General features: G+C 49.5%; 21 protein-coding genes. 4 read left to right on the forward strand and 17 right to left on the reverse strand.

All coding sequences use genetic code 11. The annotated features are described in order from the left end of the window. Window positions 1–12: 12 nt before the first annotated feature. From opp4C to HPT30_RS22680, 4 genes are all read right to left on the reverse strand, one after another. Complete coding sequence (opp4C, locus tag HPT30_RS22665) at window positions 13–936, reverse strand: oligopeptide ABC transporter permease (protein ID WP_175373592.1); 924 nt, start codon at window positions 934–936, stop codon at window positions 13–15. A 13-nt stretch (window positions 937–949) separates the two neighbouring features. Then, window positions 950–1,906, reverse strand: a complete 957-nt coding sequence (locus tag HPT30_RS22670; RefSeq protein ID WP_066362923.1) for an ABC transporter permease — start codon at window positions 1,904–1,906, stop codon at window positions 950–952. 61 nt (window positions 1,907–1,967) lie between these two features. Further along, window positions 1,968–3,734 carry an ABC transporter substrate-binding protein gene (locus HPT30_RS22675; protein ID WP_175373593.1) on the reverse strand — a complete coding sequence of 589 codons (1,767 nt, stop codon included), beginning with the start codon at window positions 3,732–3,734 and terminating at the stop codon, window positions 1,968–1,970. A 222-nt stretch (window positions 3,735–3,956) separates the two neighbouring features. Continuing rightward, window positions 3,957–4,862, reverse strand: coding sequence for an ArsR/SmtB family transcription factor (locus HPT30_RS22680; protein ID WP_175373594.1), 906 nt, complete (start codon window positions 4,860–4,862; stop codon window positions 3,957–3,959). A gap of 168 nt (window positions 4,863–5,030) precedes the next feature. Here HPT30_RS22680 and HPT30_RS22685 point away from each other — a divergent pair, with 168 nt between their 5' ends. Beyond that, complete coding sequence (locus HPT30_RS22685) at window positions 5,031–5,324, forward strand: GNAT family N-acetyltransferase (protein ID WP_175373595.1); 294 nt, start codon at window positions 5,031–5,033, stop codon at window positions 5,322–5,324. A 69-nt stretch (window positions 5,325–5,393) separates the two neighbouring features. After that, window positions 5,394–6,236 carry a GNAT family N-acetyltransferase gene (locus tag HPT30_RS22690; RefSeq protein WP_175373596.1) on the forward strand — a complete coding sequence of 281 codons (843 nt, stop codon included), beginning with the start codon at window positions 5,394–5,396 and terminating at the stop codon, window positions 6,234–6,236. 125 nt (window positions 6,237–6,361) lie between these two features. On the opposite strand, the gene HPT30_RS22695 is transcribed toward HPT30_RS22690, so the two are convergent. The 4 genes from HPT30_RS22695 to HPT30_RS22710 all read right to left on the reverse strand — a co-directional run bounded on the left by HPT30_RS22695 (window position 6,362) and on the right by HPT30_RS22710 (window position 9,288). After that, window positions 6,362–7,141 carry a hypothetical protein gene (locus HPT30_RS22695; RefSeq protein ID WP_175373597.1) on the reverse strand — a complete coding sequence of 260 codons (780 nt, stop codon included), beginning with the start codon at window positions 7,139–7,141 and terminating at the stop codon, window positions 6,362–6,364. 2 nt (window positions 7,142–7,143) lie between these two features. Further along, entirely contained in the window at window positions 7,144–7,596 is a 453-nt protein-coding gene (locus tag HPT30_RS22700) for a flavodoxin (RefSeq protein ID WP_175373598.1), read from the reverse strand. Window positions 7,597–7,912: 316 nt separating this feature from the next. Further along, window positions 7,913–8,278, reverse strand: coding sequence for a VOC family protein (locus tag HPT30_RS22705; protein ID WP_175373599.1), 366 nt, complete (start codon window positions 8,276–8,278; stop codon window positions 7,913–7,915). Window positions 8,279–8,379: 101 nt separating this feature from the next. After that, window positions 8,380–9,288 (reverse strand): helix-turn-helix domain-containing protein, encoded by a 909-nt coding sequence (locus HPT30_RS22710; protein ID WP_175373600.1) that lies wholly within the window; start codon window positions 9,286–9,288, stop codon window positions 8,380–8,382. A 131-nt stretch (window positions 9,289–9,419) separates the two neighbouring features. Here HPT30_RS22710 and HPT30_RS22715 point away from each other — a divergent pair, with 131 nt between their 5' ends. Next, the gene (locus HPT30_RS22715; RefSeq protein WP_175373601.1) at window positions 9,420–10,283 is read left to right on the forward strand and encodes a class I SAM-dependent methyltransferase; all 864 of its coding nucleotides are present in this window, start codon (window positions 9,420–9,422) and stop codon (window positions 10,281–10,283) included. Window positions 10,284–10,286: 3 nt separating this feature from the next. Then, a complete protein-coding gene (locus HPT30_RS22720) occupies window positions 10,287–11,033 on the forward strand; it encodes an RluA family pseudouridine synthase (protein WP_175373602.1) in 747 nt (248 codons plus the stop codon). Window positions 11,034–11,092: 59 nt separating this feature from the next. On the opposite strand, the gene HPT30_RS30485 is transcribed toward HPT30_RS22720, so the two are convergent. The 9 genes from HPT30_RS30485 to HPT30_RS22760 all read right to left on the reverse strand — a co-directional run bounded on the left by HPT30_RS30485 (window position 11,093) and on the right by HPT30_RS22760 (window position 23,851). Continuing rightward, window positions 11,093–11,221, reverse strand: a complete 129-nt coding sequence (locus HPT30_RS30485) for a hypothetical protein (protein WP_281364530.1) — start codon at window positions 11,219–11,221, stop codon at window positions 11,093–11,095. Between the two features lie 994 nt (window positions 11,222–12,215). Continuing rightward, window positions 12,216–12,659, reverse strand: coding sequence for a MarR family winged helix-turn-helix transcriptional regulator (locus HPT30_RS22725; protein WP_175373603.1), 444 nt, complete (start codon window positions 12,657–12,659; stop codon window positions 12,216–12,218). Between the two features lie 567 nt (window positions 12,660–13,226). Next, on the reverse strand, window positions 13,227–15,668 hold the full coding sequence (gene gyrA, locus HPT30_RS22730; RefSeq protein ID WP_175373604.1) for a DNA gyrase subunit A: 2,442 nt from the start codon (window positions 15,666–15,668) through the stop codon (window positions 13,227–13,229). Between the two features lie 28 nt (window positions 15,669–15,696). Beyond that, window positions 15,697–17,679, reverse strand: coding sequence for a DNA topoisomerase IV subunit B (gene parE / locus HPT30_RS22735; protein WP_175373605.1), 1,983 nt, complete (start codon window positions 17,677–17,679; stop codon window positions 15,697–15,699). Window positions 17,680–17,752: 73 nt separating this feature from the next. Next, window positions 17,753–18,742 carry an ABC transporter permease gene (locus tag HPT30_RS22740; protein WP_175373606.1) on the reverse strand — a complete coding sequence of 330 codons (990 nt, stop codon included), beginning with the start codon at window positions 18,740–18,742 and terminating at the stop codon, window positions 17,753–17,755. Continuing rightward, the gene (locus HPT30_RS22745) at window positions 18,735–19,703 is read right to left on the reverse strand and encodes an ABC transporter ATP-binding protein (RefSeq protein WP_376767057.1); all 969 of its coding nucleotides are present in this window, start codon (window positions 19,701–19,703) and stop codon (window positions 18,735–18,737) included. The genes HPT30_RS22740 and HPT30_RS22745 overlap by 8 nt, the downstream gene beginning before the upstream one ends. Window positions 19,704–19,781: 78 nt before the next feature. After that, a complete protein-coding gene (locus HPT30_RS22750) occupies window positions 19,782–20,717 on the reverse strand; it encodes a GDSL-type esterase/lipase family protein (protein ID WP_246317354.1) in 936 nt (311 codons plus the stop codon). A gap of 203 nt (window positions 20,718–20,920) precedes the next feature. After that, the gene (locus HPT30_RS22755; RefSeq protein WP_175373609.1) at window positions 20,921–21,670 is read right to left on the reverse strand and encodes a CAP domain-containing protein; all 750 of its coding nucleotides are present in this window, start codon (window positions 21,668–21,670) and stop codon (window positions 20,921–20,923) included. 216 nt (window positions 21,671–21,886) lie between these two features. Next, window positions 21,887–23,851 carry a WG repeat-containing protein gene (locus HPT30_RS22760; RefSeq protein ID WP_175373610.1) on the reverse strand — a complete coding sequence of 655 codons (1,965 nt, stop codon included), beginning with the start codon at window positions 23,849–23,851 and terminating at the stop codon, window positions 21,887–21,889. Window positions 23,852–24,390: the final 539 nt, after the last annotated feature.

The raw sequence follows: 24,390 nt of genomic DNA on the forward strand, positions 1-24,390 counted from the left end.
GATGCTGGTCACCTACCTCTTCTGTTTCGGGTCCAGCACATCTCTGAGACCATCCCCGAATATGTTAATGGCAATTACTGTAGCAAAAATAGAAAGTCCCGGCGGAATCCACAACCATGGCCGCTGCTGAAAATCAATCATGTTATTTGCCGCATCAATCATGTTGCCCCAGGTTGGCGTAGGCGGCATAACCCCCAGGCCAAAGAAGCTGAGTACCGATTCACTGAGTATCGCCCCGCCGATATTAAGCGTGGCCATTACAATCAGCAGCGGGATGATATTTGGCAGCAGATGATTGAACAGCTTACGCCGGTCACGAAGGCCCAGCACAACGGCTGCCTGCATAAATTCACGCTCGCGTAAGCTGAGCATCTGACCTCTGACCATCCGGGCCATCCCCGGCCAGTTCACAATACTGAGCATCAGCATAACGATATACATACGATAATCTGTCGGAATTTTCCACTCCGACAACAACGCACCGAAGATGAACAGTAACGGCAGACCGGGAATAGTAAGCAATAGATCGGCGACCCGCATGATAATCTGGTCAGCGACGCCACGATAATACCCAGCCACTGCTCCCAGTAGAGCACCAATAAAGACGGACAAGACCATAGAAGCCAGCCCGACTGTAAGGGATATACGCCCGGCCTGCATGACACGGGTCAGGATATCTCTTCCCAAGGCATCCGTCCCGAGCCAATGCTTCAGTCCTGGCGCCTTGTTCATCATCGCCATATTGATCTTGTTGTCTGTATAAGGGGAGAATAGCGGGCCCACAAAACACAGCGCGAACATAAACAGGACAACCACAAATCCGGACATCGCCAGCTTGTTATGAAGCAGCCTCCGCACAGACTGCCTGAATAACGAGGATCTCCCGCTTGCTGCCCCTGCCCGGCGTACCGGAGCTAAACTGCTGTTAACAGCCAATGTAGTCCCCTCCTCACTGCAACCGGACCCGCGGATCGGCAATGCGATAGAGCAAGTCCGATAGCAGCGTTCCGATTACGGTCAATATTGCAATAAACATCGTAAAGCCCATCAGCAGAGGATAATCCCTCAGTCCGAAGGACTGCATGTATAGCTGGCCAATGCCTGGCCAATTGAAAATCTTCTCAATAATCAGCGACCCGCCGAACAACGCCGGAAGCTCGAATCCAACCAGGGTAATCGCTGGAAGCAGGGCATTGCGAAGTGCATGCGTGAACAGCACCTTGCGTTCCCTTAAGCCTTTGGCCCGGGCTGTGCGGATATAATCCTGTCTCAGCACATCAATCATATTGCTGCGGAAATAGCGGGTCAGTGAGCCGAGTCCCAGCAGCGTCATGACGATAACCGGCAGTGCCATATGCCTCACGACTTCCTTGATGTATTCCCACCCGGTGGCGTTACTGCCTGTCGTTATGATTCCGCCCGGCGGCAGCCATTTCAGGTCCACGGCCAGAATCTTAATCAGGAAGAGACCAATAAAGAAGGACGGGAGCGACATCGCCGCAAAAATCGCCACCATCACCAATGTATCGAACCAGGAATACTGCTTATAGGCCGAGACTACACCGATAATGACCGCAATCACCCAGGTTAGAAACGTGGATACAGCGGCCAGCAGAAATGAATTCCAAATGTAATCATTGAACAGTTGCAGCACCGGCTTCTGCTGAGCCAGCGAGTAACCAAAGTCACCGTGCAGCGCGTTCTTCATCCAGAGCCCATAACGTTCCAGCACTGGCTTATTAAGACCGTAGATCTCCCGCAGCTCGGCTTTACGTTCCGCCGTCAATTTGATGTTGCCAGTGATGAAATCCCCGGGTGTCGAGGCATACAGACAGAAGATCAGCAGCGAGGCCCCGAACAGGATAATAATCATGTACAGTAATCGTTTAGTTAAATAAGTGCTCATGACAGGCTCCTTATCAAACATCCCCTGCCCAGAGTCGTGCAAGCAGGGGACGTTTGCTGTTTTATTTCAGCGTCCACTCCGGCAGGCTGCCAGCGAGTCCGATGTACGGACTGACGGTGAGATTGCCGATGCGGCCGTTATAGGCATACACTGTCTTCTTGTAGTTGGTAAAAATAATCGGCAGTTCGTCGTTGAAAAGCTGATACAGCTCTTTGTAAACCACCTTGCGCTGTTCAATATCCGTGGTCGCCAGCGCCTTGTTGTACAGCTCTATGAATTTTGGATTATCGTAATCCTTGATTTCACCATTAAAGAATTGCATGAAGCCCTCGGATGGGTCTGTCAGCATGCTGGTAGAAAAGGAAACGAGATCATAATCCCCGCCTTCGACCTTGGAGACCAGCGAGTTAAAGTCAGCGAACACTTCCGGCTGGAAATCAATGCCGATCGCTGCAAAGTTCTCCTTGGCTACAGCGATAAAAATATCCGTGTTCTTGCTCTTCGAGCCCAAGTAATGAATCGACAGCGGCTTGCCGTCCTTTTCACGGATTCCATTAGCTCCTGCCTTCCAGCCTGCTTCATCCAGAAGCTGTTTAGCTTTTTCCGGATCATATTTGTATGGATTGATGCCTTCTTCCGTATAGGCCCATGAGATCGGCGATGCCGGAATATTGGCTACAGAGCCTGCACCTTGGGCGGCATCTACATAGATACTTTGCCGGTCCAGACCGTATACAATCGCCTGACGCACCAGCTTATCTTTTACCTGCTCATGCTTTAGATTAACTTGCATATAACCATAGGTGCTTGGCGTATAAGGAATGATATTCACAAAACCAAGGCCCTTCAGCTTCTCGATATTCTCTTCTGTTGCACTGAACGATGCATAATCCACTTCTCCGGTCTCCAGGAACTGCCATACATCGCCTTCAGTTGTTTTGTAGATGAAGTGTTCCGTCTTAGGCTTGCCTTTAAAATAATTCTCGTTGGCGACGAAGCGGACTTCCTGCCCCGGAATAAACTTCTCCAGCTTGTAAGGGCCATCGCCGAGCGGATGTTCATGAAGCTTCTTGATATATTCCAGATGACCGAACTTGTAGTCCTTGCCATAGTAAGCTTTCGACAATACGTTCGAGCCCAAGGTCACCAGCGCTGTCGCGTTAGGTACTTCAAGTGTGGCTGAGATCGTCTGTGGATCAATGACCTTGATACCTTCGATGCTTTGAGCAGTGCCTTCCTTGTATGCTTTGCCACCCTTCACATTCAGCGTCGGAAGCTGGGAACCGCCGTCATAAGCCTTGTCATATTGAATCGTCCAGGTAAAAGCCACATCATCCGCAGTCAATGGTGAACCATCGCTGAACTTCAGATCCTTGCGAAGGTGGAAAGTGTATGTAAGTCCATCCTCTGATATATCCCAGCTCTCCGCCAGCTCCGGTGTTGGCACACCTTTTTCATCCACCGTTACGAGTGAGGCATAGAGCAAGGAAGAAACGTTGCCGTCATATCCGCTTTGTTGAAAATAAGGGGTGAACGCCCCGCTGGGATCGGTCAAACCTACAATAATCGTGTCATTGCGTTTCTGCGCGGTAGCCGGAAGCTTGGACAAATCGGTGGCTGTGAATGGTTCGCTTAGCGCACCGGCCGGTACAACTTCCGCTCCCGGAGCATTCGTGGCGGTACTTTGAGCCGTACTTGTGTTCGTTGTTCCTGTATTCCCTTTAGCCGCATCGTTTCCGTCCGTATTGGCATTGTTGCCTCCGCAAGCGGACAGCAGCAGTGAACCGGTAAGCAGCAATGTAGTGATCAGCATTAATCGTTGTTTCATGGACTCATCTCCCTGTTTTTCTATGGTTTTCGGCAATAACTATTATTCCTACCCACTAAGTATGATTAAGGACCGATAGTTCACATTATAGAAAGGAATTTTAGTTCTGTAAATAGAGAACTTAATATTTTTTCTGTTTGTAAAGAATTTAAATGTTAAAATATATTCCAAATAAAGCAAAAAGAGCGCCTCAGGGCGCCCTTTTGTTCATTCAAAATGATGTTATTTTAAATAATCCAGCAATTGCTCGTTCATCTTGTGCAGCCCGTCCAGACGCAAGCTATAAGTCGTTACATTCTCTCCGTCAATATAGGCGTACAGCAGACCCGCGCAGCGCAGGTTGAAAATATGATCATGGACAATTCCCTTGGAGATACCGGCATCCTTGACGATTTCGGTAAAAGTTTTACGCTCTCCACTGAGAGATTGCAGAATTCGTAGACGACTCTTCTCCCCTAAACTGCGGATCGTCCGGTACATGAACGGGGACAGCTCTTCCTCCTCGGCCAGTGAAATCCGTGCGGAATAATGACAGATTGTTATTTTGCCATAGTGGTAGATTATGTTGGCTGGTTGAAAATGAAACTGCGGAATTAGTATCAGCTTCTCAAGTCCGTCTATGGGGTTAAAATAAAAGCCGTTCGTAGTCTGATTAATAAAATCTTCCGGGGCCAACGCCTTCAGTTCTTCCTTCTTCTGATCCGCATGACCTTGCAGCCGCCGGGTAACCTCTGGCTTCTGCTGGCTGAAATACTGTGCGTTCCACTCTCTCAGTAAAAAGAGCATTTTACCGCGAAACGCCTCCATCTGAGCAGGAAACACTGTGACAAATTCCGAAAGGGTCTCGTAAATTTCCCCGACCGTCAACCCTTCGATCCAGTCCAGAACACTTTCCACACTCTCCTTACAGGGACACTGGTAAATGAGCAGGTTCAGCGTCTTCCAATCATTATTCAGCTCCGTCTCATCCAGAAGGTTCAGCAGTTCCTTGCTCAGCATATTTCGTGTTTCCACCGCCCAAGCCTGGCCCAGATCAATCTTCTTATAGGACTTCCTGCATATAAACGTATGTACGCTGTTCAGTAATTCATAGACAGGTTCAAATTGAACCTCAACCTCGTAATTCATGGGCATTCCTCCTTTTGCAGCTTCTGTTCAGTGCCAGATTAGTGCTTTTATCTTATTGTATATCCCGGCAAACGCGCAAGCATTCGGTTTGCGTGCGCTCTTCTCTCGCTTTTTGAAAGCAGGAGTAGTAAGATATAGGCATTAACTTATCGGGGGTTGATTAATAAGATGAAAATTCAACATGGAGAAGGTCGTTTTTTTGTTGCCGGTGACGACAAAGACCTTGCCGAGATTACATATGCAGCTGATGAAAAGACTGGAGACCTGGTCATTGACCATACATTCGTCTCTGAAGAGCTGCGCGGCCAAGGTGCCGGGGAAGATCTCGTTAAGGCTGTCGTGGACAAAGCGCGTGCAGAGCATTTGAAAATAGTACCGGAATGCTCCTACGCTGCGCATCAATTCAAGAAGCATCCTGAGTATCAGGATGTACTGAGCGGAGACGGAAGCCGGTCTTCCTGAAGGTCGGCCCCCGTTTCCCCAGAACTACTATAATCGGGCGGGATACCGTCACATTTGGAGGGAACGGGTTTGACTACAAAGAACACATTGAAAGATATAGAAGAATTGCAACAAAAATGCGAGCAGTATGATGGCATCTCGCTCAAGCTGAACTGGGAATCATTGCGCTTAGGCTCTGCTCCCGGTGGAGCGGAATGGCTTGTAAGCTACGAGGACGGATTGCTCGTTGGATTTATTGGCCTTTATGCTTTTGGCAGCGAGGTGGAAATCTGCGGAATGGTTCGTCCAGGCTACCGGCGACGGGGGATTTTCACAAAGCTATGGAACCAGGCACTGGATATCATCAAGGCTAAAGCGTTCAAGAAGATTCTACTGAATGCGCCTGGGGCCTCTACCTCAGGGACAGGATTTCTTGCTACACTGCCGCTGACTTTTAATCATGCCGAATATCAGATGAAATGGGACAGCGCAGCTGCCAAGCGCTATAGCGGTGGTGAAAGTTCAGCGAGAGCCTCTGTGAATATGCGCCCGGCACATGCAGATGAGACTGCCTTCTTGAACCAACTGGATGCCGATGGTTTTGGCCTGTCGCTCGAGGAAGCTACCGAATTGAACAAGCATGATGCAGCGGAAGAGCATATCATCCTTGAATTTGACGGACGGCCTGTAGGCAAAATGCGCCTGAACACAGAAAATAATGAAACCTGGATTTATGGCTTTACTGTAGATAAAACCGTGCGGGGTCTCGGCATCGGTCGCAGTGCCTTGCTGCAGACGATTGAGCGCGAGCAGCGTAATTACAATGGCATCAATCTGGAAGTTGCGCTGGATAATCCCAACGCGCTAAAGCTGTATGAAAGCTGCGGTTTTGTAATTTTGAACAAGCAGGACTATTATCAGTTTATCGGTTAAGTCAGTGCTGATACGGCCTGTTAACGAATAAAATGTAAACAGAACACCCTTTCTAGTCTGGTCTGTATGACCGGAGGAAAGGGTGTTCTTTGTTTTTTTCGATTAGAAACATCGCTTATGCTCTGTTACATCAATCCGTAACGTCCGCAGACATCCTCATTCTTGTCGCTCCTGCGGTTACTGGAGCAAACGACTCGGTCTGCCAGTTCTGCTTGGTCCAGAAACACCGACAACAAGCGCACATAATCCAGAGATTCCGCATATGAAACTGCCCCGCCATCGAAGGAATGCTTGCGTCCATCCAGCAGCGAATAGATTTCCACCGTTTCTGGCGGTTGTCCGTATGCTTGGTTGCAAAACACGTTGGCCATATGTAGAAATCCAGTGATCACGTCCTCGTTCCCGTTGACCATGAATTTCTGTATGCTGAGGCTACGCCCCGGTGTCCCGGAATTCCAGGCCAACTGAAAGATCATCGACAAGTCCACTTCCAATTCGGGGACAGGGACGAACCACTGCTCATAGAGCATCACAGGAATTTCCCGCAAATGATTGACAGAGACAATCCGCATCAGTTCATCGGCGATGGTAGTCTTGATGTCCCAATAATGCAGCAGTGATGGAAACGCCTCACCCTTGGGCGGCCACCGGCGTTCCAGTAGAAACTGTACAGGGGTCTCTCTGCGTACCTCGGGCTGAAGACTGTAGAAATCGTTCAGTGTATGCCCTACCGCATACTGCACCTGCTGCCGCCAGCGGGGAAGCCCTGTCGCTAAAGCGCCTTTGCCCTGTTTTACCGATCCGCCTTGCATAATATGCTCCATCCGGTAGTCATGCAGACGGCTGTATTCTGCGACTGGTTCGCCTCCTGTGCTTGCTGCCATACTGCCTGCCAGCCGGCCCATCCCTATGAAACCGCCGCGCAGGCTTCGATGAATTGGCGCCCGAACTGCCGGCAGGCATCTTTCTCAGTAGCGCTCGGCCCGTATTCGATCTTCAGACTCTCCTGCACGATCTCTGCGCCCAGTTCCTTCAGCTTCTGCTCAATGGTGTCTACGGCACCGCAATAGATCTCATACCCGGTATCACCGCTACCGAAGGCCGCCGCCTTGAAGCCAGACAGATTCAGTTCATCCATTTCTTCATAGAAATCAAGGAATTCATCCGGCAACTCACCGTCGCCCCATGTGTAGGCACCCAGCAATACACCCTCATATTCTTTTATCTCATCAGCATTACAGTCGGTGACTGATTTCAATACAGCCTCTCCGCCTGCCTGTTTTATTCCTTCTACGATCAATTCAGCAATCTCTTCTGTATTTCCAGTAAGACTGGCATACGCTACTAATACTTTAGCCATAAATCTGTTCCTCCCCAATCCAACTTTATCGCTGTAAACATCCTATAGTCTGACTCACCTATGGTTGTGAACATTTCTCGATTTCTACTCCTGCAATCATAAGGTTAACATTTTCATAACCATTCTATTTGATAATGATTATCAATGTCAACTATAAATAATACTTCCCCTTCAGTTCTAGTTGTCTGAATCCCAAAAAAGCCGGCCATTCCAACCCAGATAATCTCTGGTTAGAATAGCCGACATTCTTATTTTTCTGAAAAATAACCCTGTTATTAAGACTCAGTGGCGGTGTTATTCCGACCTAAAAAGAAAGTTAGTACGCACCCTCCAGCAAGGTGATGCTATTGCCATCCGGATCGCAGAAATTCATTTCCTTGCCACCGTATTCCATGACAACTGGAGGCTTACAGTCCAGCCCTCTGGACTTCAGCTCGGCAAAAGTTTCGTCAAGATTGCTACAGGAAAATACGAGATTGACCTGCCCTGTAGTTAGCTTGTCCCATTTGTTCTCGTCCCAGACGATAATGCCTGGCTGGCTGCTGTCAAAAGCGATTTTGGCTCCGTCAAAATTGCCATACCCCTCGAAGGGTACTGGAATACCCAGTACATCGCGGTAAAATGCCGTCAATGCGGCAGTGTCTTTCGTGTAGATATTAATACTTTCGAATGCTGAAATCATAAGAGATTCCCCTTTCATATGTGTTGATGCTATGGACTTCTTTTGTACTCTCATCACTAATGTAACCAATTCTCCCAGCGAAGTATTGCAAAAAAACGACATTACCGCCCGGCAGCAGCCAGTGCCTCAAGGGGCGTTCTTCCGGCATATTTTTTAAAACTGTTATTGAAATGAGATTGATCGCTGAAGCGGTACGCATACACAAGATCCTGCATATTGAGCTTTTCACGAGTCAGATGATACAGTTCCTGCCATGTATTCTGAAAGCGGACCAGATCCGCGGTTTTCTTGGGAGTAATCCCTATATATTCACGGAATAACCTCTCCAGTTGGCGCTGGCTGAGTCCTGAACCTCTCTGCAGCTCCTCGGCAGTAACGACACCTCTTGATTGAAGAATTGTGTTCACGGCATTCATCACGTTATCATTCGTTCTACATCGATTCTCTAACCTACGTAACAAATAAGCTTCGGCAGCTGCAATCCTGCTTGGCATCGTGCTTGTATGGGTCAACAACTCCCCCAGCTCGCGTCTAAAGGTGCCAAAATAAGCTTCGACATCAACATGGGCATTTAGAACATCTCGTAGATGATCGTCGGCGAAATAATGCACACCCCAAAAGTAAAACCGGATCGCAAACCTGGAACCCCCCGCTGTCACCCGATCTGCCGGTACTGCGAAAGGCGCATCATTGATGCCATGAAAAAGCGTGCTGCTTCGGCCCGTATCTTCATCCAAATCCCATATGATATCCATACATGTATCAGGAATGATGATTTCAGAGTCGGCAGACGGTGCTGGAGTCCATGACACTGACATATCGTCCGAGCCCCAGAAGCAACGTATGTATGGTGCCAGCAGCTTGGAAGGCGGAATTTCATTGCTCATTGCCGGCGTTGCCGTGATCGGATGATAGTGCTGTGCGAGGTTGTACATAGGCGTTCCTTTCCGGTCTGATAGCCGAGTAATAGTCTGTGCAGGGGATGCAGCAGGATAATCTAACCTGATCATACACAACCCGCTTGTCCGGCGCCAGCGTACAACCGCAAATACATGAGGAAATCAGGCCAATTTGTTTGTAGCTATGCGGCGAAATGTTGTACAATAAAGGCTAAATGAATTTTTGAAGGATGGATAAAGAAATGTATATAGCAAGTGATTGGAAAGACTATGAAGTCATTGATACTGGTGGCGGAGAAAAGCTGGAACGCTGGGGCGATGTGATACTGCGCCGTCCGGACCCGCAGATCATCTGGCCGCTTAACAACGAAACGCAACAATGGCGGGATGTGCACGGTCACTATCACCGTAGCTCTGCAGGCGGCGGACAATGGGAAATGAAGAAGACCATTCCTGACAACTGGCGGATCAGCTACGGGAATCTGAAGTTTAACCTGCGCCCTACCAACTTCAAACATACGGGATTGTTCCCGGAGCAGGCTGCCAACTGGAACTGGATGATGGACAAGATCTCATCGGCTAATCGACCTATCCAGGTGCTGAACCTGTTCGCCTACACCGGCGGTGCTACTGTAGCTTCTGCCAGCGCCGGCGCTTCCGTTGTGCATGTCGATGCAGCCAAAGGCATGGTCCAGTGGGCCAAGGAAAATGTACAGCTGTCGGGCCTGGGCGAGCGTCCGGTTCGCTTCATTACCGATGACGTCTTCAAATTCGTACAGCGTGAACAACGCCGTGGAAGCAAATACGATGCCATCATCATGGACCCGCCATCCTATGGAAGAGGACCCGGCGGTGAAATGTGGAAGCTGGAATCGAGTCTGTATCCGTTCCTGGAGAGCTGCATGCAGATTCTGAGCGACAATCCGCTGTTCATGCTCATTAATTCCTACACTACAGGTATCTCGCCGACCGTGCTGAGCAACATGCTCTCCATGACGATGGGACAAAGCTATGGCGGGAAAATCACCTCCGGTGAAATCGGCTTGCCGATTACCTCCTCCGGCTTGAACCTGCCTTGCGGCATCTTGGGCCGCTGGGAGTCCTAAGCCATGGCCCCGCATGTACAAGGCGGACAGGACGACGCTAACAGCGTCTCCTCTGCTTTTGAAATCCTGTATGAAGATAACCATCTGCTAGGGATCGTCAAACCAGTAAACGTCCCCGTTCAGGAAGACGCTACTGGGGATAACGATGTGCTTACCCTGCTTAAAGAAGATGTCAAGAAGCGGTGCAACAAGCCAGGCAACGTCTATATGGGGCTAGTTCACCGTCTGGACCGTCCTGTTGGCGGCGCGATGATCTTCGCCAAGACCTCCAAGGCCGCGTCCAGATTGTCGGACAGCGTTCGTACCCACAGCTTCCGCAAGGTGTACCTTACGGTGGTGCATGGGAAGCCTCCGGCTCTCAGCGGACGGCTCGTGGACACGCTGCTTAAGGATTCTGCCACCAACACCGTCTCCGTGGTCCGTAAAGGCACACCGGGAGGCAAAGAAGCCATCCTCGACTATACTGTGCTCGGTACCGCAGAGGGCTACAGCCTGCTGAAGATCGACCTGCTCACTGGACGCTCGCATCAGATCCGCGTCCAGCTCAGCTCGATCGGCTGTCCGCTGTACGGCGACCAGAAGTACGGCGCTGCCGTGAACAAGCCAGGGCAGCAGATTGCTCTCTGGTCGTCAGTGGTTGCCTTCCCGCATCCTGTGACGAAGGATGAAATCGAACTAATCTCCTTACCGCCACAGAGCTTCCCTTGGAACCTCTGGGCACAGGAATTGCAAAAACAGGCCGTCCGTTAAGGAGGGCCTGTTTTTTTTGTAAGCTATGCTCGGCGACGATCCGAGTGTTTAGTAGTCTGCTAATTCTGTGCCGCTGGTAATACTGGTAATGCTGGTGCCGATGCTGCTGCTACTACCGCTGTTATTGCTATGTACCACTTCGTACCACTGCTGCTTCTGCTCATACCAATGCTACTACTGGCACCCATTGCTGCTTCTGCTATGTACCACTGCTACTGATGGTACTGCTAGCACCACTATTAACGATGCTACTGCTATGTACCACTACGTACCACTGCTGCTTCTGCTCATACCAATGCTACTGCTGGCACCCATTGCTGCTTCTGCTATGTACCACTGCTACTGATGGTACTGCTAGCACCACTATTAACGATGCTACTGCTTCTTAGAAATCCAGCTATCGAGGTTACAGTGAGATTGTATCGATCCTACAGTGAGGACAGAGTAAGGTTAAAGTGATCTGATAGTAATTTTATTGAGCGCTTACATTAATTGCGCAGCCTGTCAAGGCTGCAACTCTCACTAAACTTAGTACCGTAAACCAAAGAAGAAACATTAACAGGATTTTCTCCTGTTAATTCATCCAAATCGATGCCCACAGCAAAAATAACAGGATTTTCTCCTGTTATTAGCCTCACTTGACACAATAAGTCAGTCTATCAGCCATATTAACGGGAGTTTTTCCTGTTATTTTCTAAAATAACTATATTATCGCTCCATTAACAGGAGTTTTTCCCGTTAATGATCTTTGATTTACTTCATTGGTTTTGATTCACTTCATTGATCTCCATCCACAAACAACCGCCAGCAGAAAAGACTGATAATTATTGGAATTCATCATTCCAAGTAAAGTACGTTCTTGCGAAATGTTGAAGTGCTCGTTATTTTAATACCCTTCGAAAGTTGCATGGATCTCTCAGCCATGAATTCCTTAAGTTCATGAGACTCTCAGTTCATGCCATCCTCAATTCATGAAACTCTCAACTCATGCCACCCTCAGTTCATGAAACTCTCAATTCATGCCACCCTCAGTTCATGCAACCCTCAGTTTGTGCAACCCTCAGCTCATGCAACCCTCAGCTACTGTGCTTTAATATTTCGGAGATGCTCCTTTGATCATTGTCGAATAACATGCTCACTTTGAGCGATACAATGAACTCGCCCAACTATGAAGTTGTGTTGTTACGGAGTAGAGCCTTCCGGTGTCGGGGCGGGGGTTGGAGCGACAACCATTTTGCCCATCAGATACAGGAGCAGCTGCTGGTTATGCGATGAGATCGGGTCCAGGGCCTCGGCAAAAAAATCGCTGCGGATCTTCAGCCCTCGTGCAGACTCGCGCTTACCTGTCTCTGTAATGCTGACCCAGACAATGCGGCGATCCCCTCCATCACGTTCTCTTGCGATAAGGTCATGCTTCTCCATCCGGTCCAGCAGCATGGTCACCGCCGCCGGGCTGGTTGCCAGATGCGGAGCCAGATCGGAAGGCTTCATCGCATCACGTTCCTGAAGCAGTTCCAGTACGGTCAATTGGGCATCGGTAAGCGTCGGAGCGAGCTTGCTGTCCATATGAAGCTTATAGTCTTTCAGAATCTTATGCCATATCTTACTGAATTCAGTGGCGTGCACACGTATTCCTTCCTTTCCTTGCGTTACTGTCGTTCTGGTGTTCTCCCTACCGGTTTATATTACATTTTCGAGAAAGAGATTCCATTTCCTGCTAACTTGGAAAATAAATAATCCCAGCAGCCGCAACTTCCACCCTCTACTTAAGAAAAATGGTGCCCAACCGCTTTCTTAAGGAAAGCAGAAGGACACCAAAGTCAAAGCATATTTAAGTCAAAGCATCTTCAGAGCATCTTCAAAGCGTCTTCAGAGCATCTTCAGAACATCTTCAAAGCATCCTCAGAGCATCTTCAGAGCATTCTTCATAGCGTCTTCAGAGCATCTTCAGAACATCTTCAGAGCATATTCAGAGCATCTTCAGAGCATATTCAAAGCGTCTTCAGAGCATCTTCAAAGCATCTTCAGAGCATCTTCAGAGCATCTTCAAAGCATCTTCAGAGCATCTTCAGAGCAACATATTCAAATCAACGCCTTCAAATCTGTACACCTTTAAATCAGCGTATCTTCCTTTATGTTCACCTTGGGAGAGACTTATTTCCACACCTGCAATCCCTAAGCTAAATGAATCTATTATTGTATGGCCGGGAACAAGGTGATGATCTCATCCTTTTTCTCTACAGGCACAATCTGCTTGCCGGTCGATTTCCGTTCACCCAGCGGTGCTGATTCCGAGGAGAAAACATGAGACAATCCGTCACGCGTAATAGCAAGTAGTCCCACTGGTTCTTTACAGTAAAAAGCACCGACCAAGCGACTGCCATTCGGACGGACACGCTTGCCTTCCTTGAATTCAAAGGTCGGCATGCCTTTGCCGCCACGGCTTTGCGACGGATAATCCAGCAGCAGGGAACGCTTGGCATACCCCAGGTCGGAGATCGTCAGAATCTCGCCTTCATCCTCGCTAACCCAGAAGCAGGACACCACTTCATCGCCTTCGCGCAGTTGAATTCCCCGTACACCAGAAGCGACTCGGCCCATTGGATTCACTTCATTCTCACGGAACCTAATGCTCATGCCCTCGCGGGTGACCAGCACCAGTTCCTTGTCACCCCGGCTAGGAGCCACTGTAAGGATTTCATCACCTGCACCTACCTTGCATGCGGCAACCGCGCCGGAACGGCTTGTAGAGTACTCCTTGAGCTCCGTACGCTTCACCTGGCCCTTACGGGTAACGAAGACCAGACTGGTCAGCGGATCATCCAGGTTATTCACAGGCAACACACTGACGATACCATCGCCCTTGGCGAGCCCGATAACATTGACAATAGCCGTCCCCGGCTCTTTCCACTTAAAGTCTGGAATCTGGTGCACCGGTAAGAGGAAGTATTGCCCTTTACGGGTGAAGATTAGCAGGTTATCCCTTGTGTTCAAATCCAGCAGCTTGACGATATGATCGCCTTCCTTGACGCCCGAGGTCTGACGTTCCCCGCCTGAGCGGGTAAAGGACAACAGGCTGGTCCGCTTGATGTAGCCGTCTGCCGAAAGGGCTACCAGCACATCCTCCGCGTTAACCAGGACCTCAAGGCTGACCTTGATCTCCTCTACTTCTTCCTGAATAATGGAACGGCGGTCGATGCCGTATTTATCACGGATCTCCAGCAGCTCCTTGCGGATCACGGCGATCAGCTTCTTGTCGCTCTCCAGAATGCCGCGCAGCTTCTCAATCCGTGCCTGCAACTCATCAAGCTCCTTCTGGAGCGATGTGATCTCCAGATTGGTCAGACGATACAATTGGAGCGTAAGAATGGCATCTGCCTGACGTTCAGTGAAGCCGAACATCCAGACCAGGTTGTTCTGGGCGTCTTGGCGGTTCTTCGATGCTTTGATCGCGGCGATAACCTCATCCAGAATATTAAGCGCCTTAACCAGTCCCTCTAATACATGGGCACGGTCCTCGGCGCGTTCCAGATCAAACTGGGTCCGGTGCGTAACTACCTCGCGTTGATGACCGATATAGGCTTCTAAAATGGCTTTAAGTCCGAGCTGCTGTGGCGCTTTATCAACGATGGCCACCATATTAAAATTGTAGGTAACCTGCAGGTCGGTTTTTTTGAGCAAATAAGCCAAAATCCCCTGAGCGTCCGCATCCTTCTTCAGTTCAACCACGATCCGCAGTCCTTCGCGACCACTTTCGTCGCGGACTTCGGCGATGCCCTCGACCTTTTTCTCCAGACGGATATTTTCCATGGCTGTAACAAGCCGTGACTTCACCACTTGGAATGGAACTTCGGTGATTACAATCTGCTGCTTGCCGCCGCGCAGGTTCTCAATCTCGGTCTTGGAGCGAAGATAGATACGGCCTTTGCCTGTCCGGTAGGCATCCATAATGCCTTCACCGCCCATAATGGTGCCGCCTGTAGGGAAATCCGGCCCTTTGATGAAGGTCATAACATCCTCAAGCGCGATATCCGGCTTTTGCATCACCGCAATGCAGGCATCAATGACTTCCCGCAGGTTATGCGGCGGAATTTCGGTTGCAAAACCAGCGGAAATTCCGCTAGTACCGTTCACTAACAGGTTCGGATAACGGGATGGAACAACTACCGGCTCTTTGGCCGTATTGTCAAAGTTGTCCTTGAAGAGTACCGTACGCTTCTCAATGTCACGCATCATCTCCATGGCAATCGGTGACAGCCGGGCTTCGGTATAACGCATTGCCGCTGCCGGATCATCGTCCATCGAACCCCAGTTGCCGTGTCCGTCCACCAGTACATGCCCCATTTTCCAAGGCTGCGCCATGCGCACCATGCCTTCGTAGATGGATGAATCACCGTGTGGATGATAGTTACCCATTACATCCCCTACAGTCTTCGCAGACTTACGATAGGGTTTGTCTGGTGTATTGCCTGAATCGTACATCGCGTACAGGATACGGCGCTGCACCGGCTTCAGACCGTCCCGGACATCGGGAATGGCACGGTCTTGAATGATATATTTGGAATACCGGCCAAAGCGGTCACCGACGACCTCTTCCAGAATAGCCGGTAAAAATTGTTCTGATAAACTACTCATTGGCACTCACCTTCTATTCCTCAATCTACTACTCCACAATCTCGGTGAAATCGACGTTCTCAACAATCCAGCGCTTGCGCGGATCGACCTTATCACCCATCAGCGTCGATACCCGGCGTTCAGCCTTGGCAGTATCGTCGACTTGTACCTGCAGCAATGTGCGGGATTCGGGATTCATCGTCGTTTCCCACAGCTGGTCAGGGTTCATTTCCCCAAGACCTTTGTAACGCTGTAACTCGAAATTTTTGCCGAATTCCTTCAAGTAGTTCTGCAGCTGCTCGTCAGTCCAGGCATAACGTACAGTCTCCAGCTTGCCGGATTTGCGGGTCAGCTTGTAGAGCGGAGGCTGGGCGATAAAGACTTTGCCTGCGTCAATCAAAGGCTTCATATAACGGTAGAAAAAGGTTAGCAGCAGTACCTGGATATGCGCGCCATCCGTATCCGCGTCGGTCATGATGATGATTTTGGAATAATTGCTGTCTTCTACCGCAAACTCAGTACCAATCCCCGCTCCAATTGCGGCGATGATCGCTTTATACTCGTCGTTCTTTAGAATATCCAACAGCTTGGATTTCTCGGGATTCATCGGCTTGCCTTTCAGCGGAAGGATGGCCTGAATCTTGGAATCCCGGCCCTGCTTGGCCGAACCGCCCGCAGAATCACCCTCTACAATAAACAATTCGGTCCGCGAAAAGTCCTTGGATTGCGCCGGAGTCAGCTTGCCACCCAGATTGGAGCTCTCGCTACGTTTCTTGCCGCTGCGGATCTCGTCACGGGCTTTGCGCGCCGCTTCACGTGCCTTGGAGGCCTGAATCGACTTTTTCAGCAGGCTCTGTCCGACCTGCGGGTTCTCTTCCAGAAAACGCGCCATGTTCTCGGCAACGATATAATCCACTGCACTACGGGCCGAGGAGCTGCCGAGCTGGTCTTTCGTCTGGCCCACAAACTCTACCTCAGCCATTTTGATGCTAATAACAACCATCATACCTTCACGCAAATCATTACCCTCAAGGTTCTTATCCTTCTCCTTGAGCAATTGCGTGCGGCGGGCATAGTCGTTCATGACCCGGGTGTAAGCTGTCTTAAAGCCAGTCTCATGCGTTCCCCCGCTCCGCGTCGGAATCGAGTTAACAAAGGAGGCAATAGTTTCTGTATAGCCCGCATTATATTGAATCGCAATTTCGACCTCAATATCATCCTTCTCGGCACTAAAATGGATGACATCATGCAGTACATCCTTGCCTTCGTTCAGGTATTGCACAAATTGACTAGCGCCGCCTTCGTAGAAAAATTCGTCCTGGCGACCGCTGCGTTCGTCCGTCAATATAATTCTTAGCCCGGAGTTCAGGAAAGCAATTTCCTGTACCCGCTCGGAGAGCGTATCATAATTCAGGGCAATGCCGTGCTGGAAGACACGAATATCCGGCTTGAATGTAATCTTCGAACCGGTTCTGTTCGTATTGCCCAGAATGTCGAGGCCGGTCACCGGCTCACCGACATGCTCCTTGCCGCTGTCGTCCACCCAATATTCAAAGCGCTGACGATGGATTTTACCATCCCGGTAGATCTCCACTTCCAGCCATTCTGACAATGCATTCGTTACTGAGGCGCCAACGCCGTGCAGTCCGCCCGATTTCTTATAACCGGAGCCACCGAACTTGCCGCCCGCATGCAGCATTGTAAATACGACCTGAGGTGTGGGCACACCCGTTTTGTGCATTCCTGTCGGTATGCCCCGTCCATTATCCGTTACGGTTACCGAGCCGTCCTTGCGCAGGGTAATCTCAATCTTGGAACAAAATTTGGCTAAATGCTCATCTACGGCATTATCCACTATTTCCCATACCAGATGGTGCAGTCCCGACGAACTCGTACTGCCGATATACATGCCGGGCCGTTTGCGGACCGCAACCAGACCTTCGAGCACCTGAATGTCGTCAGCATCATATCCAGTCGGGCCTGTTCCGCCTTCACTGGAGACTTTTGCAAACATATCGATCTGTTCGAGCATTCATGCTCCTCCTTCTCTTCACATCACTTTAACCTGTAAATGCAAACAAACGTTTTCGTTCACTTTGTACATTCTAATTCAAAATATCCCGTTTCGTAAAGACGGCGAATGAAATGATCACAGAAACAGCGGCCCAAATGGCAAGCACAATCAAGGAAAAGGACAGGCTCATCCCCTCAATCGGCGCAGGTGTTCCGGACAAATATCCTGTTAGTCCTAGATTGACCATAAACAAGTATTTGGCTGTCGTCCAGGCAGAAGCCATGTTCGTCAGGATGGTCCCTGCGATCAGCGCTGCCATCATCACGACAATACTTGCCGCCGTACTTCTCACAAGCACAGAGACCATGAAGGCCAGCAGCGCAACAACTACACTGACGTACCAAATCAATCCACCCTGCATCAGCAAATATTTCCACTGCGGTACTGCGTGTACGCCTGACATGTCTACCGTATCGCCGCTAATCTGAAAGCCCGTAAAGACAGGCACGTTAAAACCCTTGAACCCGAACACCAGACCTGAAATCAGGTAACTGATGATAAAGGTCGACAATACGATCAGCGAGACGAACATTAAAAGCGCCGTCATTTTACTGAAAAGCACCTTCCAGCGTCTGACCGGACGGGTCAGCAGCATTTTAATCGTTCCTGTAGTCCTTTCACCCGATACAAGATCTGACGCTATCGCCATAATCAGCAAAGGAATGAACAACGACACCGAATTGTCAAGAAATTGACGGGTAAACGTCACACCACTCGGCTCGTTCGGATTCACATTATGGTCCAGATAATACTGCAGCTGCTGCACAAAGATTCGCCGGTATGATTTCCATTCCTCCGGAATCCGGTCACTTCCAAGTGAGTTTTCATTGTCCGTAATCTGCTGCTGGATTTCCAGCCGCCAGTCCGAATTGAACTTATCCCGGCTGCGTTCAGCAATCCGCATTTGAGCATAAGTAAACATCGGTACCAGCACGATCAGAATCAACAAAATGACATAAAAACGCTTCTTTTTAATAATCTTCAGACACTCATTACGGATGAGCGGCAACAAGTTAATCAATAGTCTCACCCTCCGTCAGTTTCAGGAATAGCTGTTCCAGTGTCGGGTTGATTTTATGCACGCCCCGGACTTCCACTCCAGCCATGACAAGCACAGCCACAATCTCCGGGATCAGACTGTCATCCATAATCGTAATCAATGAGTTTGGCCCCATGCCTGCGATCACACTGTCATCCAGCGTAATTTCTGCAGGATCAGCCAATATGACATCTGGCCGTTCGGCCAGCAGCTGTCTCCCTTTGTCAAAAGGCTCCAGCTCCCACAAGACGTATGGGGAGTTGCGGGCAACCAGTTCATCCACTCCGCCCACGGCAAGCACACGGCCCTTGCTGATAATGGCAACCCGGTCGCACAGCAATTGAATCTCGCTGAGTAGGTGGCTGGATACGAATACTGCGAGGCCCCCGTCGGCAAGGTTGCGGATGAATTCCCGCAGTTCCTTGATTCCCTTGGGATCCAGGCCGTTGGTGGGTTCATCCAGAATCAACAGCCTTGGACGGCCCAGCAGCGCCTGTGCAATTCCGAGACGTTGTCTCATCCCAAGCGAATATGTACTGACCTTATCATGAATACGCTGATCCAGCCGAACGGTGTCTACTACCTCGGCAATCCGGGCCTCATCCACTCCCGGCTGCATCCGGGCAAAATGCTGCAAATTCTCCCACCCTGTCAGATAAGTATATACTTCCGGATTCTCAACGATGGAGCCCACATATTGCAGCGCCTTCTCCGGGTCTTTATTCACGTTGTAGCCGCAAACCGTGATCTTCCCCTCGCTAGGACGGATCAAATCTACAAGCATGCGGATGGTTGTCGTTTTCCCGGCTCCGTTAGGTCCGAGAAACCCGAAAATTTCACCTTCACGCACATCAAAAGTCACATTATCGATAATCCATTTGCGGCCGATTTTCTTGCGGACCCCGTCAACCGAGAGAACCACTGTTCCGGAGCCATCCTTCATCTCTTTTGCCATATGCCACTGCTCCTTATTACATCATTTCGGTCTTGCTTCATGAGCTATACCCAAGGTTTATCTGCTTCATTGAATAGCTTGTACAATCCGCTCCCCGATCCGCTTGTATCCGTCACTGTTGGGGTGAAAATGGTCCGAGGACAGATATTTGTCCAAATGGTTGTTAAACAGATCAAAGGTAGGAACAAGCGTGATCTTGCTATTCCGGTTAATGATGTCCATAGCAGCATTGTTCCAGGCCGTTACCGCCTGATTACCCGGAACCAGCATTTCTTGAACATCGCCGAACGGATTGTAAAGACCCACATAATAGATTCGTGCTGCCGGGTTAATCTCTGATATAGTGTTCAAAATCTTACCGAGTCTCTCGGCAGCTTCCGGCAGCGCAGCGAGCAGCGACTCAGGAGTCAAGTCGTTCGTTTCTTTTTCCCCGGAAGCACCGGGTGTTGTTCCTGTGCCTGAGTGCTTTCCTTCAGCAGTGCCCGGCTTCGTCCCTGTTCCCGTTTCCCCCGTAGTCCCTACGGAAGATCCGGCCGGAGTATTCCCGGCGCCGCCATTTTGCAGCAGATCGGCTCCCCGAAACAGATCATTGCCTCCGATGGAGAGCAGGATCACATTAGCCTGGCGCAGTGAATACTGTATGCCAGCGTCCTTAAGTTTATTTTGCAGCCCGGCTGTTGTCAGCCCGTTAATCCCCATATTGCCAAGTAACTCAGCCGACACTCCACTTGCAGCCAACCCTGCTACGGTATTCTTCACATAACCGTTCCCTGTGTTGTCCCCGGTTCCCTTGGCCAGAGAATCCCCCAGAGCTACCACTTTAAAGGACTTCACTGCCCCATTCTCGGGTGCAGGCGTCGCCTGTGGCAAGGAAGTCAACGGTATATCACCCTTTGGAAAGAGGACGTCACTTACTGCATATCCAAATCCAGTGATCAAAACAAGAGTTGTTGCTATGGAGATCAGGCTTACACTGCGCCAGGTCCATTTGGAATCATTCAAAGCTATCCCTCCGTATGCCGTACTATTCTGTATTGTTCCACATTTTACAAAGTTCTTAACTATGTAGATAAACATAATTCTTCTATGCATAATTTGCAAATATACAGCATACAAAAAACCGCCATTTTAGACCAAAACCATAAAAAAAATCGTCCCCCCGGCTCTGCCGGGAGAACGATGCATATAGTGCTAGACCTAACATTCTATTTTCCGATAAACTCCTGCACCCAGTAGTTGTTGTCAAAACCAACACCGATGTAGTTAAAATCCTTGTTCAGGATGTTAGCACGGTGACCCGGGCTGTTCATCCAGGCTGTCATTACTTCTTCCGGAGAGCGTTGACCCATGGCGATGTTCTCGCCTGCCGCTCTGTACGTAATTCCGAAGGATTTCATCATATCAAATGGTGATCCATAGGTTGGAGAATTATGATCGAAATAGTTATTTGACCGCATATCCGTTGCTTTTGCCGCTGCTACTTTATTCAAGCTATCCAGTGCACTTACTGGAGGCAGACCTGCCGCCGCACGCTCCTTGTTCACGAGTGTCACAATTTGCTGGGTATACGTACCTGCTTGTCCCGCAGCTGGTGCCTGAGTTGGCACTGGCTTAGCTGGAACCGGGGTAGCTTTCGGTGGTGCTGTTGGCGCTGGTGTTGCTACTGGTTTAACCGGTTTTGGGGTTACCACAGGTTTAGCTGGTGCTGGCGTCGCTACAGGCGCTGGTGTCGTTTGAGGCTTGGACACCCCGGTAACATTGTCAAAATTAAAAGGAAAGCCTTTTATATTTAAATTGCTAAGGTATTTCAATAGTTCATCATAGCTGATGGTTGAGGTGGTGGTAGTCACCTGTACACTGCTGGCCGCATTGGCCGTTAATGGAAGAGTAATGCTAAGCGCCATAACAGCTGCTACACTTCCGCCTATCATTGCTCTTAAAGTTCTGCTCTTCATTCTGCCATCTCCCTATTCTTGTGTTGTGATTTGCGGTATGCCAGGACAACGCGGCTGCAATAATTACAAAACTGTAATAAGTTCCTCAGTCATTGTAGCACACATCACTTTGCTGTGCGTTTCTAATTTCTGACAATATTCGAGCGATAGGAAATATGTCTGGGCATAAAAAAAGAATGCACGCCTGATTAGCGAGCATTCGATGGTTGCAAGATCTCAATGAAAGGACTGCCAGAATTCGCCCTCTGTCGAAATCAGACCCATGATCTCTGCATAGGGAATACGGAAGGTTGGAAATCCTGCAGAATAAGGAGCAATCTCATAAGGTGCAAAATAAAGGGACAGCGCATCCTCATCTACAAAGAAAGGCTGGTCGGCAGCAATCCCCTTGTACGTTCCAGGGAACACATACGAGTACTGCGGGTCATTTTGTATCTGTTTTCCGACAATATCACTCAGTTTCTCTACATATTTGCTCCCCGGCTTAAACAAGTCACGCAGTTTATAAAATCTGCCGTTGCGCAGATTGATATGGGTATGGATTTTGGTCGGCATGCCGTGGGCTGCCCCGAAAGGAAAACGGTAGCCGTTCAGCTCAAGCACCAGCAGATTTTTGCGGAAAAAGGTTACAGCAAAGTCACCGGTATAGCTAAAATCCTGCGAGGGACCGCCACTGCCGATATCTTCCGCCTTCGAAAGCTTCCGCAGCTTGTCGTTAACCTCCCTGGCCACCTCCTTATTGGAGATCCCCTCCACAACAGGATAATACACCAGATAATCAAAATTCGGCTTATATTTCTTCTCAAGTACAGAGTATGGGGCACGCAGGGGAATAACGCCGTTCTGCCGCCAGACTTGTTTGCCGCTACGGTCATAATAGGAAGTACGCTGATCAATATTCGCCCGAATCAGGCGCCCGCTGAAGCTGAGAGTTCCCGTACCTGGAATAACTGGGGGCTGAGCTGCCCGCCTGCCACTTTTGTCGATAAAATAGGTTTCTTTGGCGTCAAAGACGGAGGCCAGACCCTCATGGTAATTATTCACGCCGAGCAGGGTATGGGTACTTAGTATTCGGCCATTCTCTGCGTCCGCAATCACGTAGCGGGAACCGCGATACGGCTGTGAGGGATATATCGGCGTTCCCAATGCAACCCGGCCCTCTCCAAGCTGCTGGAGCTCATAATACTTGGCCGGGATAATCATTCGTCCCTGCTTGTCAATGAGACCGTAAGCATTGCCGAAGTTCTCTGCTGTATTCACTACTGCCCGGCCCTCGTAAAAAGGAAGTGCGGCCGTAAATTGCGGCTGGATAGCCACACTTCCGTCCTTATTCAGATACCCGTATCTGCCGTTCTCCGTCTCCTGATAGGACAGCAGTCCCTCCCCTAGGCTGCCTACAAAAGGATGTTTGTACGTGTAAAGACGATGTCCATCGGGGTCAATGAGCGCGTATTCACCATTTGCGATCTTTACCAGCGCGGTTCCGTTCATAAAATCGCTCGCATCCTCATAGACCGCAGGGAGCACCTCTTTGCCTTGACGATCCCAATAGCCGTAACGTGATGCCTGGCCTGACCCCTGTTTAGAAAAAAGAGCACGGCCTTCATGCAGCGAATTCAGATAATCCACCCGCGCCGAAGTCACTTCATGACCTTGCTCATCAATAAAGGTATACCCTTTCGCATCGGAGACGACGGCCCGGCCCTCTAAAAAAGGCCCGATAAAAGAATAAACCGGCTTCACCCGCTCTTGTCCTGTATTGTCAATCAGCCCGCTGTTACCTTTCAACTGCACCACAGCCAGCCCATTCGGCTGAAAATCCTCCGCATACTCATACCGGGGCTCAATCACTGTAGTTCCTTCGTCGTTGATATACCCCCAAAGTGTCCCTTCTTTCAGCTTGAAAGGAGCCGGATGCAAGGATGTCGTCCGATGATCCTTGATCTCCGCCTGAGTCTGCTCAAACGGAGCCTCTAAGGACTTGCTGGAATAGTCCACACGGTACAATCCCGGTTCAGCCGGAAGACTAACGAACAGGTCATCATCCGCCCGAATAAACTCTTCTTCCTGCTGAACGATATACTCGCTCCACTCAATCCCGTCCCATTTCCACACATCGGCCTTTATGAAGCTGCCTTCGTTCCCGCCGCCCCTCAGCTCATTCAGCTTGATACTCAGCATTCAGTCGCTCCCCTTTAACACAGGCATTTGCCTATAGGATATGGGAGTGCGGGCGTTTGTGTGCCATTTAATCGTATGGAAGTAGGCTGGACGGCTGGGCGGACGCTCCGTGAACGGGAGGTTGCTTCGATCGCTGTTGTTTTCACATTTCTGGATTGAACCGCCATCTATGTAGAACGCATTAAAGAAACAAACATAACCAAGAAAAAAGGGGCTTATATAAAAAGGATCGAAGTGTAATTAACGGCATTTTTGTACCTTAAATCCTCTGCAAGTAGGGGTTAATGGAGATTAAGTGCAATATTGTACCTTAAATCTTCCAGAATACCCTGTCCAGCGTGCTTTTTCGAAAAATAGGATACAAAAATGTCCTTATTTCCCTCATTTGCCTATAATGAAGAAAAATAAGGTACAAAAATGCCGTTAGTTGAGGATGTACCCCTTCTTTTCACTGTAAAGACGATGGTGAAGGGGAATTTCAGCTTCTAGAGGTTGAAATCTGTCGACAATCTATGTTCCGGTACTAGTTTTCCTATGGA

The sequence above is a fragment of the Paenibacillus agri genome (assembly GCF_013359945.1).
GTDB classification, from domain to species: Bacteria; Bacillota; Bacilli; order Paenibacillales; family Paenibacillaceae; genus Paenibacillus_AQ; species Paenibacillus_AQ agri.